Annotated in this window: 11 protein-coding genes and 2 pseudogenes; 3 read left to right on the top strand and 10 right to left on the bottom strand. The window is 45.2% G+C overall.

The features are described from left to right. Window positions 1–49: 49 nt before the first annotated feature. Together AXI57_RS22515 and AXI57_RS22510 are read left to right on the top strand one after the other, a co-directional pair. Window positions 50–427: pseudogene (locus AXI57_RS22515) on the top strand (protoglobin domain-containing protein); the annotation flags it as partial. A gap of 288 nt (window positions 428–715) precedes the next feature. Further along, a complete protein-coding gene (locus tag AXI57_RS22510; protein ID WP_371176577.1) occupies window positions 716–1,231 on the top strand; it encodes a methyl-accepting chemotaxis protein in 516 nt (171 codons plus the stop codon). Between the two features lie 406 nt (window positions 1,232–1,637). Here the strand turns inward: AXI57_RS22510 and AXI57_RS14490 are convergent, their stop codons facing one another. The 5 genes from AXI57_RS14490 to AXI57_RS14470 all read right to left on the bottom strand — a co-directional run bounded on the left by AXI57_RS14490 (window position 1,638) and on the right by AXI57_RS14470 (window position 7,690). Further along, window positions 1,638–2,699, bottom strand: coding sequence for an enoyl-CoA hydratase/isomerase family protein (locus tag AXI57_RS14490; protein ID WP_061670463.1), 1,062 nt, complete (start codon window positions 2,697–2,699; stop codon window positions 1,638–1,640). A gap of 15 nt (window positions 2,700–2,714) precedes the next feature. Continuing rightward, a complete protein-coding gene (locus tag AXI57_RS14485; protein ID WP_003327703.1) occupies window positions 2,715–3,500 on the bottom strand; it encodes an enoyl-CoA hydratase-related protein in 786 nt (261 codons plus the stop codon). A 98-nt stretch (window positions 3,501–3,598) separates the two neighbouring features. Continuing rightward, the gene (locus tag AXI57_RS14480) at window positions 3,599–5,053 is read right to left on the bottom strand and encodes a CoA-acylating methylmalonate-semialdehyde dehydrogenase (protein WP_061670462.1); all 1,455 of its coding nucleotides are present in this window, start codon (window positions 5,051–5,053) and stop codon (window positions 3,599–3,601) included. A 21-nt stretch (window positions 5,054–5,074) separates the two neighbouring features. Beyond that, complete coding sequence (locus AXI57_RS14475; RefSeq protein ID WP_003327705.1) at window positions 5,075–5,959, bottom strand: NAD(P)-dependent oxidoreductase; 885 nt, start codon at window positions 5,957–5,959, stop codon at window positions 5,075–5,077. 15 nt (window positions 5,960–5,974) lie between these two features. Further along, the gene (locus tag AXI57_RS14470; RefSeq protein ID WP_061670461.1) at window positions 5,975–7,690 is read right to left on the bottom strand and encodes an acyl-CoA dehydrogenase family protein; all 1,716 of its coding nucleotides are present in this window, start codon (window positions 7,688–7,690) and stop codon (window positions 5,975–5,977) included. A 1,107-nt stretch (window positions 7,691–8,797) separates the two neighbouring features. Between AXI57_RS14470 and AXI57_RS14460 the strand changes: the two genes are divergently transcribed. Beyond that, window positions 8,798–9,376: a histidine phosphatase family protein gene (locus AXI57_RS14460; RefSeq protein ID WP_061571145.1), complete on the top strand. Its 579-nt coding sequence runs from the start codon at window positions 8,798–8,800 to the stop codon at window positions 9,374–9,376. A 28-nt stretch (window positions 9,377–9,404) separates the two neighbouring features. On the opposite strand, the gene AXI57_RS14455 is transcribed toward AXI57_RS14460, so the two are convergent. The 5 genes and pseudogenes from AXI57_RS14455 to AXI57_RS14435 form a co-directional block, all read right to left on the bottom strand. After that, window positions 9,405–10,412, bottom strand: coding sequence for a FecCD family ABC transporter permease (locus tag AXI57_RS14455; RefSeq protein WP_061670459.1), 1,008 nt, complete (start codon window positions 10,410–10,412; stop codon window positions 9,405–9,407). After that, a complete protein-coding gene (locus tag AXI57_RS14450; protein ID WP_061670458.1) occupies window positions 10,409–11,446 on the bottom strand; it encodes a FecCD family ABC transporter permease in 1,038 nt (345 codons plus the stop codon). Before AXI57_RS14450 ends, AXI57_RS14455 begins: the two co-directional genes overlap by 4 nt. Window positions 11,447–11,522: 76 nt before the next feature. Continuing rightward, window positions 11,523–12,485, bottom strand: coding sequence for an ABC transporter substrate-binding protein (locus tag AXI57_RS14445; RefSeq protein ID WP_061670457.1), 963 nt, complete (start codon window positions 12,483–12,485; stop codon window positions 11,523–11,525). A gap of 176 nt (window positions 12,486–12,661) precedes the next feature. Then, window positions 12,662–13,654 (bottom strand): acrylyl-CoA reductase family protein, encoded by a 993-nt coding sequence (locus AXI57_RS14440; protein ID WP_061670456.1) that lies wholly within the window; start codon window positions 13,652–13,654, stop codon window positions 12,662–12,664. Between the two features lie 71 nt (window positions 13,655–13,725). Then, window positions 13,726–14,174 (bottom strand): annotated as a pseudogene (locus AXI57_RS14435) (N-acetyltransferase family protein). Window position 14,175 lies beyond the last annotated feature (1 nt).

Below are 14,175 nucleotides of genomic sequence, written 5' to 3'. Positions count from 1 at the left end.
TCGGATTCAGCTGACAGATCGGTTTTCAGATGTAAAAAAACAACTCAGAATGGTCAGATTAGAGGATGCAGAACTCCATGTCTTACAGGAACTGCAGCCTCTGATTAAAGAGAATATAGTAAGTATCGTAGATGCTTTTTATGAAAATCTGGGTCATGAAAGCTCTTTAATGGACATCATTAATGACCACAGCTCGGTCGATCGCTTGAAACAAACGTTAAAACGGCATATTCAGGAAATGTTTGGCGGCGTGATCAATGATGAATTCATTGAAAAAAGAAACAGAATCGCCTCGATTCATTTAAAAATCGGGCTGCTTCCGAAATGGTACATGGGCGCTTTTCAGGATTTGCTGCTCTCCATGATCAGCATTTATGAACGATCCATTTCAGACCATCAAGAGCTTCTTAAAGCCATCAAAGCAACGACAAAAATATTAAATCTGGAGCAGCAGCTTGTACTTGAAGCATTTCAAGATGAGTACAGACAAAGCCGGGATGATCAAGAGGAAAAGAAAGCCGTTCTTCACCAGAAAATCCAGGAAACATCCGGCTCATTGGCAAATCTTTTTTCAGAAACAACACGTTCCGTACAGGAGCTTGTTGACAAATCCGAAGGCATCTCTGAAGCGTCCAAAGCGGGCACTGTTACTTCTATTCATGTAGAAGAAAAATCAATCGGCGGGAAAAAAGAATTGGAAATCCAGCAAAAACAGATGAACAAAATTGACAGCAGCCTTGTCCAAATTGAGAAAGAAATGGAGAAGCTGAATGACATCGCCCAACAAATTGAGAAGATTTTCGGCATCGTCACCGGCATAGCCGAGCAAACGAATCTTCTGTCTTTAAACGCCTCGATTGAGTCGGCACGGGCCGGTGAGCACGGCAAAGGCTTTGCCGTTGTCGCCAACGAAGTTCGAAAACTTTCTGAAGATACGAAAAAGACAGTTTCGACAGTATCCGAACTCGTTAACAATACGAACACGCAAATCAACATCGTGTCAAAGCATATTAAAGATGTGAACCATCTTGTAACGGAAAGCAAAGAAAAAATGGCTCAAATCAACCGTCTGTTTGATGACATTGTCAACAGCATGAAGGTCAGCAAAGACCAAACCGGCAGAATTGATGTCGATCTTCAAGCCTTTCTCGGGGGCCTTCAAGAAGTGAGCCGTGCAGTTTCCCATGTGGCTTCTTCTGTAGATTCTCTTGTGATTTTGACAGAAGAATAGAATAACAAAAAAATCAGCCGATGTAAGGCTGGTTTTTTTGTTATTTCATTTGTTAACCAAGTTAAAATAAAAGTTGACGTATAAAACAGCGGCGTTTAAAGTATAACCATATTTTACAGAGTTGGAGGTTGCGAGATGATAAAACTGATAGATACTTGCTGGTGTCAAGTTCAATACTTTTTCATAAAATCTTATAATTTCATACAAAACGCAAAAAATGTTGGCACTTTCAAAAAATTATGACAAATGTCCGACCGCTCTCTTTTTGAATTTACACTTATATCCTATTAGAAGTATTATCAAATTATTTTTCCTACCATTTTTGTCTTCCGATCATCCTATTTGAACCATAATGAGAGAATGCCGTGTAAAGGGCCCGTGTATGACGATCATCCAAATCTCGCTGTTAAAATTGGGCAGATTCAGAAGGTTGAAAGAACTGATTCACCGCTTCATCGGTTACATCTGAAACGTGTTGATATTCATAGTTCGGTGATTGATCACGGTCGATAAGGACGGATCGTACGCCTTCAAAGAAATCGTTATGCTTCAAAAAGTTCTTTGCCAGTACCAGATCCGTGGCAAAGCATTCTTCCAGCGTTTTATGCTTTCCGTCGATCAGTTGTTTTAGCGTGATCTTCAATGAAAATGGAGACTTGGAAAGAAGCAGTTTTTTTACATTCACGCTAAAATCGCTTCCCTCGCTTTCGAGCGACTGAAGGATCTCTTCCAACGTATCATATCTAAAATGATGATCGATCGCTTTTTGATAAAGGGCGAGCTTGCTCTCTTGAGGTGGCTCCGCTTTACATTCCCCGATCATCTGATCAAGCCTTTCCTCAACGTTTACAAGGTTCCAGTCCGTATGTTCCACTTTTTGGATCAATCGCTCTAAAGCGCCGCTCTCCATGTAGATGTCTGCACCGTTCATATACAGCACATCAGCGGCATGGATGACAGACGCCGTTAATCCGAGATATCGCCCCAAGTGTCCCGGAGCTTTGTTTAAAAAACAGGCTGCGCCGACGTCGGGAAAGAAACCGATATTCATTTCGGGCATCGCCCATTTCGTCCTCTCCGTCACAATCCGATGACTGGCCCCATACGTCAGGCCTACCCCTCCACCCATCACGATGCCGTCCAAGCAGGCGATGACCGGCTTCGGAAATTGATAGACTGCCATGTCGACCTCATATTCTTTTTCGAAAAATCGCTCTGCATCTTGCAAAGCCGATGTTGACGAACGAGCTTCATAGAGTGCCTTAATATCGCCGCCGGCACAAAGCCCTTTTGGACCTGCGCCTTTCATGACCACGACAGAAACGCTATGATCTGTCTTCCATTCTCTTAATTTTTCACCAATCAGCCGAACCATTTCATAAGATAGTGAGTTGAGAGCTTTCGGGCGGTTCAGAACAATGGTTGCGGCTCCGTTTTGATTGACGGAAAACAAAACTTCATCGGACATCTTGATCCTCTCCTTTTATGAATGATGAAAGTCTGGTTTGCGTTTCTCAACAAATGCGTGGATTCCTTCTTTGGCATCGGACGTCAAAAACAGCTCGGCAAACCTTTTTCGTTCCCTTTCCAGCCCTTGTTCCATGCTCTCGTTGCTCCCTTGTATGATACATTCCACTGCCCGCATGACACTGGTCATGCTTTTTCCTTCCAGAAATGACGCCGCGACAGCTCTTGCCGTCTTCAACAGTTCCTCTTTCTTCACGGCCAGCTTCGCGATCTTAAGCTCTACTGCCTCATGAGCTGAAAGTGTTCGGCCCGTCAGGATGAGATCAAGTGCTGTGGCAGTATCCGTTATATTGCGAAGCCGCTGTGTACCTCCAAACGCTGGAATCAGACCGAGCTTTAATTCCGGAAGACCTACTGTAGCCTGATCTGATATGATTCTGAAGTGGCAGCTCATCGCCAGTTCAAGACCTCCGCCAAGAGCTGGTCCGTTTATCGCAGCAATGACGGGTTTTTTTAGCGCTTCGATTTCATCACAGAGCGCCTGGCCTCCTTCGGCGAGCGCCAACCCTTGTTCCTGGTCCCCTAATTTTGAAACGAATTCTTTTATGTCCGCTCCTGCCGCAAAGAAGCGGCCCGCTCCTGTAATGATAATCGCTTTTGTATCATCATCTTGGGCCAGTTCCTGAAAAAGGGATCGCATTTCAGCGATACAGGAAGAGGATAGTGTATTTGCCGGCGGATTGTTCAATGTGACGGTCGTGATATCATTTTCCTTTTCAAGCGTTACATATTTGTAGCTCAACATTTATCCCTCCCGATTGAAGCTAGCTGTTCAATAGAAAGACCCCTCTAAAGGTTTTGTCCTGCAATTAGAGGGATCCTATTTTAGAGATTCTCAGGTTAAAACCAGCGTTCGGTGACGACTTTTTTGCGTGTGTAAAATTGGACGCCGTCTTTTCCGTTTGTCCCAAGATCTCCATAGAAAGAGGCTTTATTCCCTGCGAAGGAGAAGTACGCCATTGGAGCCGGTACATTGACATTCACGCCGATCATGCCGGCATCAATTTTGTCGCGGAACTGCTGCACGCTTTTGCCGCTCGACGTGTAGATCACGGCACCGTTGGCAAATTTGGACTTATTGGCAAGTTCGATTCCCTCATCAATGTCTTTTACTCGTACGACACTCAATACCGGCGCGAAGATTTCGTCCTGCCATATTTTCATGTCCGAGTTCACATGATCGAAAATGGTGGCCCCTACATAGTATCCTTCCTGAATATCCGGATCGCGTCCGTCTACGGCCAATGCGGCGCCTTCTTTAATACCGCTGTCTATATAATCAAGGACGCGGTTTTTGTGGACTTCACGTATCAGCGGGCCGACAAAGTGATTCTCGGATCTGCCGTCTCCTGTTTCCAGCTTTCGTGTTTCAGAAACGAGCAATTCCATAAATTCATCGGCGATCTCATCCACAACCGCCGCCACAGAGCATGCCATACAGCGTTCCCCGCTGCTGCCGAACGCCGCTCCAATGATGCCCTGTACTGTTTTTTCAAGATGGCAATCCGCCAGGACAATCGCATGGTTTTTAGCGCCGGCAAGCGCCTGAACGCGTTTTCCGTTAGCTGTACCCGTTTGATACACATGCCTTGCCACCGGCTCTGAACCAACGAAGGAAACGGCTTTGATATCTTCATTCTCCAATATACCGTTCACGACATCCTTTGCTCCATGTACGAGGTTGAGGACACCTTTAGGAAAACCTGATTCATAGAACAGCTCTACCAGTTTCTCTGCGAGTATAGGTGTACGTTCTGAAGCTTTTAGGACGAACGTGTTTCCGCACGCGATGGCGAGTGGAAACATCCATAGGGGAACCATCATTGGAAAGTTAAATGGCGTGATTCCGGCAACGACTCCTAAAGGATAGCGCCAGATCGATCCATCGATGCCGTTTGCTATCCCGGGCAGGGATTCTCCCATCATTAAAGTGGGTGTTGCGGTCGCAAGCTCAACGACTTCGATTCCCCGCTGCACTTCTCCGCGGGCATCCTTTAACGTTTTGCCGTTTTCCATCGTAATGATTTCTGCCAACTGTTCTTTTTGCTCTTGAAGAAGCTGCAGGTATTTGTATAAAAGTCTTGACCGGTTGGGCACAGGCACCAATGACCAAGTCTGATAAGCATGTTGAGCGGCCTGTACGGCGCGATCTACATCCGCTCTCGTAGATAGAGGTACATAAGCGATTATTTTTCCGTTTGCAGGATTGATCACTTCTTCGACTTCGGCGCCTGTAGAATCAACCCATTCTCCATTGATGTTGTTCTGCATTTTTTTCATATTGGTTGTCAACATCTGCTTTATCACCTTTCCTTATCAAATAGTCGTCGTCTGTTCACTTATTTTTTTGTATAAGACAGACATATCCTTTTCGCCATATCCGTTCCTTTCGGCTTCTTCGTAAAGGTCAAAGAGGATTTTGCTCACCGGCAGGTCCACCTTGTTCTTTTTAGCTAAATCCAGTGCAAAGCCAAGGTCTTTGAGTAGCAACTTCAAAGAAAAGCCGGGTTCATAGTGATCATCCGCTATAAAACTTTTATAGTTGCGCTCATAAATACGGCTCTGCCCATAACTAACGTTCAGCATCTCAAACAATTGATCAAGATCTAGATTGTTTATTTTTGCAAGATGCAGAGCTTCGCTAACACCGGCTGTATAAAATCCTATCAAGAGGTTGTTGATCAACTTCGTGTTCGTACCGCTGTCGATGTTCTCATTTACATGAAAAATATTCTCGCCCATTGCCTTAAAAACAGGCATTGCCTCATCGAAAGCGGACTTCGCACCGCCTACCATAAAGGTTAGCGTCCGGTTGACCGCCCCTATTACACCGCCGCTGACAGGCGCCGCAAGAAAAGCAACACCTTTATTCCTGGCTGCCTCTTCAATTCGTTGATTCAGTTCAGGAGCGACCGTACTCGTATCGATCAGCAGGATGCCGGGTTCAGCCAGGCTTACGAGCCCCTTTTCCCCTAGAAAAACCTTCTCTGCTGCGTTTGATGAAGGAAGGCTTGTGAGGATCACATCACAGAGTTCAACCATCTTTTCAACCGATATGCCGATCGTTCCTCCTGCTTGATGAAAGGAGATCTCAGCTTCTTTGTTCAGATCCATTCCATACACAGTAAAGTTTGACAGAAGCAAGTTTTGCGACATAGGAAGACCCATGTTTCCCAATCCGATAAACCCGATTTTTTTCACAAGACGTCACTCCGTTCACACAATATATTTTTCATGATCGGCTATTCTTTCTGCGATTTCGCGTTTTTGAGTAAACAGGTTGCTGAAGAGGGGCAAAGGAAGGCTGCGAATCTCTTCCAATACGAGTTTTCTTTCGGCCTCATCTGATACGACCCCCGATAAAACGGACACCGCCATCTCTTCAATTCTGCGGAAGCTTTCTTCACAAATGACGTTCGTCATCATCTCTTTCAACCGTTCTTTTTCTTTCCCGTTCTTTTGTATCGCTTTTTTCGTCCGAATGTCAACGGATTCCACCACATAGATTTCTTTCTTCATGTCGGCGAGCAGCCGTGAGTATTCTTGCTCCTGCTGAATGTTAACGCCAGAGTTTGTCAGCGCTTTCAAAGTTTTGTTGAGAAGCCACTTAGAAAGCTGAATGAATTGCTTGTTTCGGTTTTCTTGCTTGCTTAATTGAGTTTCAAGCCTTATGCCACCGTTTTGATCCGCTTTTTTCATCAAAAGTTTGGCGATCGTCAGACGGTTTATTTCGTTTGTACCTTCGAAAATCCGGTTGATCCGTACATCTCGGTACAATCGTTCCACTTCATACTCCTGCATGTATCCGTAGCCGCCGTGGATCTGTACCGCTTCATCTACGATCCGGTCAAGTACTTCGGAGCAGTTTACTTTATTGATCGCACATTCAGATGCATAGGTTGCTAGTTCTCTCAATCTATCGTCTAATGGATCAGCGCAATCAAAAACATTGTCCAAGCTGCCTGCCGTCCTGTAGGCGGCGCTTTCCGCTCCATAAATCGAAATCGCCATATCCGCAATCTTCTCTTGAATCATGGAAAAACTGATGATCGGCCTGTTAAACTGTTTACGCTGTTTGGCGTAGTTCACGGCAAGCTTCAATGCTTGTTTCGATGTTCCAATGTTCGAAAACGCCAGCTTTAATCGCGCCATGTTTAAAATGTTCAAGGCCACGCGATGCCCTTTTCCGACTTTCCCCAGAACATTCTCTATTGGAATGCTGACCTCTTCCAAGATTAAGGTTGCTGTCGAAGATCCTTTTATCCCCATCTTCTTCTCTTCCGGCCCGACCGAAACGCCTTCGAACGACCGCTCGACGATAAATGCGGTCATGCCTTCAGTCGTTTTCGCAAAGACAACATAGACATCAGCCACTTGCGCGTTCGTAATCCACTGTTTTTCACCATTTAAAATCCAGGCTGTTCCTTCCTCGTTCAAGACGGCCGTCGTTTTTGCGTTTAAAGCGTCTGATCCTGCGCTAGGTTCTGTTAGGGCATACGCTCCGATCCATTCTCCCGCCGCGAGCTTCGGAAGGTATTTATGTTTTTGTTCTTCTGTTCCATAATAAACGTATGGCAATGTCCCTACACCCGCATGAATATTAAAGGAGACGCTGAACGATCCGCCAGCTCCCATCTTTTCGGCTACAAGCCCTGAAAGCTTCTTGTTTAGAGACAGTCCGCCATATTCTTCTGGAACTTCGATACCGAGTAAGCCGAGCGCTCCCGCTTCTTGAAACAATTTCTTTACGTTCTCGTGATCATGCTGATCAATCGATTCAATAAGGGGCGTTACTTCGTTTTTGACAAATAATTCTGTGGTTTTTAAAATAAGTTGATCTTCCTCATTAAAATCTTCCGGTGTAAATACTTCAGCAGCCGATTCATGATGAGAAATGAAGGGTTCATTCCCTCTAAGTTCTGCTTTACCCATCGCTTTCCTCCTCGCTTTCACTCATGAATATGAACTGTGATAAAAAAGCGATGAATCCGATCACATCTCTTTCTTGATACGAATCATCGCCTTCTTTTCTCATGGTGTGTTTTTTTGCCTTATGTTCTTCGTTAAGAATTGTTTTTTGCCATTTCTTTATCCAGATTTTTATCGTGTCATATAGCTTACTTCTCGTTTGCCTATCCTTTATTGCTTCTTTTTGTGTTGAACCATTCGTTCATAGGCTTTTGCTGCTGCCCGGGAAGGATGTCATCGGATAGATGACCATCTGAAAGCCAAAGTCCTGAAATTCTTCAGCGGATTTCGAGCGCCTCAGGGAAGATCGCGACTCTCTGGCGCGTTTATGAAATACCTGCAGAGCTTTTGAAAACATTCATATTCGATAAACACCATCTAACCACCGGGAAAATTTCTCTTTATCTTTCAATCATTCTTCCTTCCATTTCCCGAAAGCCCTTCAATTATTTTTTTGTAAGCCCTTTCAATAATGTTCGAAAAAACTTCTTCTTTTCACTCATTCCTGTCCGCATCATAATTTCTTGCAACTGCTGCTCATAATAGGAGGCAGCGTAAGTTAATTTTCACCACTAAAGTTGTTCATGATGCACGCAATCAGTATCATACTCAACTGTTCCAAACAAAGAAGTCTTCTCGAACCTTCCCATCTTCGTGCTGGTAAAGACAGCTGCTGTTTCGAATCGCTCCCAAATACAGTTGCTGGACATCGGCGGGATCTAACAGAACTTCCCTTTTGAGCAAATGATTTCTGCACGTATTTAGCTTTCAAATCAATCATAACAAATATATGGAAAATTCCCAAATGTTTTTGTGGTTGATTTCATTTTACTTTTAAAGGCTTGGTTATATTCTTCCCCATATACTGCACCGGATGATGGCTGCAGCGGTCCCTCATTTTATGAAGTACAAAGGCGCGTGGACTGCAAATTTATTGTTGCAGCAATCGGAAGCGGCGGCGGAATTGGGCTGGCTCTTTTATTTGAGGCCTTAGTTTAAATCTTTTTTCGGTTTTTTAGTATAATAAACATATATCGAATCAACAACCGACACATCGAAAGGGGGATTTTTATGACTGCCGTTTGTTTAGTCAGGCACGGAGAAACAGATTGGAACGCCCAAAAAAAATTGCAGGGCAGCACTGACATTCCTTTAAACGCAGCGGGAGAGCGTCAGGCCAAAGAAACAGGAGAGTATTTAAAGGACTTTAATTGGGATATCATTGTGACAAGCCCGATGAAACGGGCGAAAAAAACAGCAGAAATCATAAATGAATATTTGCACCTTCCCATTGCAGTGATGGAGGATTTCAAAGAGCGGGACTATGGCGATGCGGAAGGCATGTCACTTGAAGAGCGGAGAAAACGCTATCCAGATAAAAACTATCCGAATATGGAGACTTTAGAAGACTTAACAGCCAGGCTGATGGAGGGTTTAGTAAAGGTGAATCACGCGTACCCAAACCAAAAGGTATTGATTGTCGCTCACGGCGTGGCGATTCACGCCCTTTTGTCAGAAATATCCGCCGGAGAAATCAACCTTGAAAACACAAGGCTTGTTAATGCATGCTTAAGCAACATTCAATATATTGAAGACAAATGGCATGTGAAGGATTACAACCTGAGCAGCCATTTATCTTCTTATATATAAAATAAAGACAGGCTTATATCGCCTGTCTTTATCTTTTCTTCCTCCGATTTGACGCTCTCCATAATTGATATAGAAAAAATGGTCCGCCCACAACAGCGACAATTAAACCGGCGGGAATTTCAATTGGCGGAATCAGCCCTCTGCCAATAGCATCGGCCGTTAATAAAATAATGGCCCCGATTAGAGCGGAGATAGGGATTAATTGTTTAGAATAAAAGCCGCCCAGCTTCCTGGCGATATGAGGCGTCATCAAGCCGATAAACCCGATGGTCCCCACTGCCGACACTGCCGCCGCGGTTAAAAAAACGGTGATGGCGAGCAAAAGAAGCCGGGTTTTTTCAAGACTGACACCCAAGCCTTTCGCGATATCATCTCCCGATTTTATCAAGTCCATCGGTCCAGCCAGAAACAAAGCGAGAGGAATCAGAATGACGGCCCATATCAACAGAGAAAGGACATCGTCCCATTCCCTTCCCCATAAACTGCCGCTCAGCCAAACCAACGCACTGTTTACATTAGGGCTTATTCTGGAAATCAAAAGCTGGATGCCTGAATGGCAAAACGCGCTTACGGCACAGCCGACCAGCGCTAATCGCACGGGAGATATTCCCTCGCGATACGCAAGCAAATAGACAAATACAGCTGCAGCCACACTGCCGCTAAAAGCCGCTCCTGCTAAAATTAATGAGTGTGCCCCCGGAAGCAAAATCGTGACAATTGCCGCCCCAAGTCCGGCACCGCCTGTTAGCCCCAGAGTGTCCGGCGCGGCCAAAGGATTCCGCATTACCGATTGGGCAATGACGCCGCTGACCGCAAGCGCAGCGCCTGCAAGCACCGCCAAGGCGATTCTGGGCAGCCTAAATTCGAATAACGTAAACTGTATACCCGGGTCCCCCACTCCGACAAGAGCCTTTATGATGTCCGCAAACGCAATCGGCGTATCGCCAATTCCCAAATTAAAAAGGATAAGCAGGACAAGCAGGATGGTAAGCAGCGTAATGATACCCCAGGTTTTTTTAGCTGTGTTTTTTTTCATCTGTCAGTTTCCTCTTTTCTCTTCCTCGCTAAATAAATAAAGAAAGGCGATCCGATAAAAGCGGTTACCACACCGACAGGCGTTTCATAAGGAAAATACACAAATCTGGAAGAAATATCGGCAAGCAGCAGGAGAGAAGCGCCGAGCAAAGCGGACAAGGGAATAACGACCCGATAATCAGCTCCGGCCATATAACGAACCATATGCGGGACCATTAAACCGATAAACCCGATAGGTCCCGCTACCGAAACAGAAACCCCTGCCAAAGCGATGACGGTTAATCCGATCAACACTCGGCTGAACCATACCTTCTGCCCAAGAGCTTTAGATACGTCTTCGCCAAGACTTAATACAGATGCCGTTTTCCCCAGCAGCACCGCAACAAGCAACGCAGTCACGCTCACTGGAATCAAGAAGGCTATTTTTTCCCAACTGCTTCCTGAAAGAGAACCCGCAAGCCAAAATAAAACGGTTTCTGTATTTTCTTCATTAAAGATCAATAACATCTGGGTAATAGAGGCTAGAATCGCCTGAATGACGATGCCCGTCAGCGCAAAGCCAATCTCCTTTTGACCTTCATTAAAAAAAGAAGAAACAGCATAAACCGCCAAAACTGACGCGCCCCCGCCCATGAAAGCTCCAATCATTGTAAAATGAAGCGGGACGGCTGCCGGAAAGACCACAAGAAGCAAGACGACCGCGACTGACGCGCCCGCATTTATGCCAAAAATCCCCGGGGACGCCAGCGCATTTCTAGTCATTGCCTGCATCAGCGCGCCCGCGGCGCCCAGATTTGCACCGATGAAAGCAGCCTCAATGGCACGTGGAATCCGAATCGACAGGATAATAGAATGAAGCTTTGACCCATCGTCATGAAATACCGCATCAATGATGTCTAGCATAGGAATATAGGAAGAACCTGCGGAAATGGATAGCGTAAAGCTGAAAAGCAGCAAAGCAATCAGAAACGCCGCAAGCAGCGCATACTTTCTCCCGCTTCTCGTCCCTTCTTTCTGCTGAGAAACAGAGCGCATGTTGTGTTCAGTCCTCTCTCAAAAATGAAATAAACAACATCAAATGCCCCGGCGAACCAAAGCATTTGATATTGTTTTAGGATGGAAGCATATTTTTTTCGATCTCATCTAAAATAGCATCAGCCCCGTCAACACTGCGGCGAAGTGACCACACCGCCCGATCAACGTGATAGACGTGTCCGTTTTTCACCGCAGACAGCTTCTTCCACAGAGGGTCTTTTTCGATCGGCCGTTTGCCGTCTTGATCTACATTGTCTGTTTTCCCTGTCATTAAAACAATAACATCAGGATCTGTATCCAAAAGCTGCTCAAGCGTCATCTTCATATTAACGGATTCTCCGTTGCTTGTTTTGCTGTTGTCAGATTTATTGATCGCGTATCTGTAACCGACTTGGGCCAGCAGACGCGAAGTGAAAAAGTTTTCATCTCTTGCGGTAATTGCGTCATTGGTATTCCCGATTAAGAGAACAGACTCTCCTTGAGCTCCAAGCTTTCTTTTTACATTGCTCAGCTTTTCTTCATGCGCTGTCAGCTGTTTCTCCATCTCGCTCTCTTTTCCCACTGCCTTTGCAATTGTCAGAGAAGCATCAAGTGTATCCTGGTAATCTGCGTTTAAATTTTCCAAAGCAATCGTTGGCGCGATTTTTTTGAGCTGCTCGTACACGCCGCTGTGCCGGCTAGAATCAGCAATGATTAAATCTGGTTTTAATGAAGCGATTTTTTCCATGCTGGGCTGCGACCGGGTGCCGACTGACGTGTAGCCGTTAATTTTTTTCAGCACATCCTTGTTAATCAGCTGCTTCGCTTTATTATCATCCGCCACACCGACGGGTTTAATGCCGAGGTCTAATAATGTATCGATAAAGCCTAATTCAAGAACAACAACCCGTTTTGGGTTTTTGGCGACTTTTGTTTTTCCTAAATCATGCTTGATTGTAATCTGCTCTTCAGCACTTTTTTTATTGCCTGCTGAAGAAGAGCATGCCGCTGCGGTCACAGCGAGTATGACAACTGTAAGAATTGTCAGTATTTTCTTCATAGCTTTCAACTCTCTCCTGTTTGTTCTATTGTTTTCTTCTATAGGGCAATACCCATGAAATATTATAGCATGGACGAAACAAATAACAATGATAATCATTATCAACAATTGCTTTTATTACTTATTTAAATAGATTCAACAATAAAAAAAGGCCCCTCGCGAGAGACCTTTCTTTATTACAGTTCCACAATGACTCTTCCTTGAATTTTATTTTCCAAAATATCGTTTAATGCGTCAGGCACTTCCTGTAACGATATCACTTTGTCGACTATATTCAGCAGATGATCAGGCTTTAAGTCTCCAGCCATTCGCTGCCAAACTGCTTTTCTCGTTTCCATCGGACAGTAAACTGAATCGATTCCCAGCAGATTCACTCCGCGGAGAATAAACGGAAATACCGTCGCAGGAACCTCTCCTCCGCCCGTCAACCCGCTGACAGCGACAGAGCCGCCATATTGAATCTTGCTTAAAAGTGAAGCAAGCTGTTTTCCGCCGACAGGATCGACAGCTCCCTGCCATTGCTGCTTAGATAACGCCTTCAGCTTGCCGTCATAGACGTCTTCCCGGCTGATCACTTCATTTGCCCCGAGCTGTTTAAGGTAATCAGCAGCGGCTTGATTTCCGGTGCTCGCAACGACATGATATCCCCGCTGACTCAGGATGGAAATGGCAATGCCCCCTACGCCTCCGGTTGCCCCTGTGACAAGTACACTGCCCTTTTCCGGGGACAGTCCGTTTTCTTCAAGGCGGTGGACGGACAATGCGGCGGTAAAGCCCGCTGTTCCGTAAACCATCGCTTCTTTTTGGGAAAGATGCTTAGGCAAAGAGACAAGCCAATCTCCGGGAACAGATACATACTCGCTCAACCCGCCATGACGGGAGACACCGAGTTCATAGCTTGTCGCAATGACTTCATCTCCCTCTTGAAACCGGGAATCATTTGAAGATACGACAGTACCCGCCGCATCAATCCCCAGAATAAGCGGATATTCTCTGACAACATTTCCGCCCGCTTTGCCGGCCAGCCCGTCCTTATAGTTTATTCCTGAAAAGGCGGTTTTGATCAGAACGCCGTCTGGCGGCAAATCTTCATCCGTCATAGTTGTCACTTTTACTGATACATCATCACCGTGTTTTTCTGCAAGCACGGCTTGAAAAGATTTGGTCATACGGCACACTCCTTTTTAGCTTCTATCGTACCGAAATGCCTTCGAAAAACCAAATCATTCAGCTTCGTTTTTTATGTCGTCTGCACCTTGCAGATGTAATGGATAAAATCGGTATCCTCTTCATAGCCGTTCTGCTCATATAAACTTCTTGCAGCATGATTATCCGGAGCAGTTTGAAGCGACAGCGACTTCGCTCCATTTTGTGCTGCAAACTCCTTCGCAGCCGCCAAAAGCTTTTGGCCGGCTCCTTTTTTCGGGCATGTTCGGCAACAAATAAATCATTCAATATGTAAGTTCTTTTCATCGCCACGGATGAAAAAACTGGATAGAGCTGGGCAAATCCAAGATATCCACCATTTTCCGATGCCGTAAAGATAACAGATTCTCCATTTTTTAAACGTGTTTTCAAAAACGTCTCTGCCCCGTCCTGATCCGGCGCCTGGCGATAAAACTCCCGGTATTTATTAAAAAGCGGTGTGATTCCTTTGATATCCTTCAGTTCTGCTTGATAAATGTTCATC

Source organism: Bacillus atrophaeus (assembly GCF_001584335.1).
Lineage (GTDB): Bacteria > Bacillota > Bacilli > Bacillales > Bacillaceae > Bacillus > Bacillus atrophaeus.
The sequence above is the reverse complement of the archived record's forward strand: the minus strand, read 5'-3'. Positions and strand labels throughout refer to the sequence as shown.

What these genes read in the sequence shown, in the direction of transcription:
- AXI57_RS22510 (WP_371176577.1), top strand. Translation starts at nt 716, where the DNA reads ATGAACAAAATTGACAGCAGCCTTGTCCAAATTGAGAAAGAAATGGAG.
- AXI57_RS14490 (WP_061670463.1), bottom strand. Translation starts at nt 2,699, where the DNA reads ATGTCCGATGAAGTTTTGTTTTCCGTCAATCAAAACGGAGCCGCAACC.
- AXI57_RS14480 (WP_061670462.1), bottom strand. Translation starts at nt 5,053, where the DNA reads ATGTTGACAACCAATATGAAAAAAATGCAGAACAACATCAATGGAGAA.
- AXI57_RS14470 (WP_061670461.1), bottom strand. Translation starts at nt 7,690, where the DNA reads ATGGGTAAAGCAGAACTTAGAGGGAATGAACCCTTCATTTCTCATCAT.
- AXI57_RS14460 (WP_061571145.1), top strand. Translation starts at nt 8,798, where the DNA reads ATGACTGCCGTTTGTTTAGTCAGGCACGGAGAAACAGATTGGAACGCC.
- AXI57_RS14455 (WP_061670459.1), bottom strand. Translation starts at nt 10,412, where the DNA reads ATGAAAAAAAACACAGCTAAAAAAACCTGGGGTATCATTACGCTGCTT.
- AXI57_RS14450 (WP_061670458.1), bottom strand. Translation starts at nt 11,446, where the DNA reads ATGCGCTCTGTTTCTCAGCAGAAAGAAGGGACGAGAAGCGGGAGAAAG.
- AXI57_RS14445 (WP_061670457.1), bottom strand. Translation starts at nt 12,485, where the DNA reads ATGAAGAAAATACTGACAATTCTTACAGTTGTCATACTCGCTGTGACC.
- AXI57_RS14440 (WP_061670456.1), bottom strand. Translation starts at nt 13,654, where the DNA reads ATGACCAAATCTTTTCAAGCCGTGCTTGCAGAAAAACACGGTGATGAT.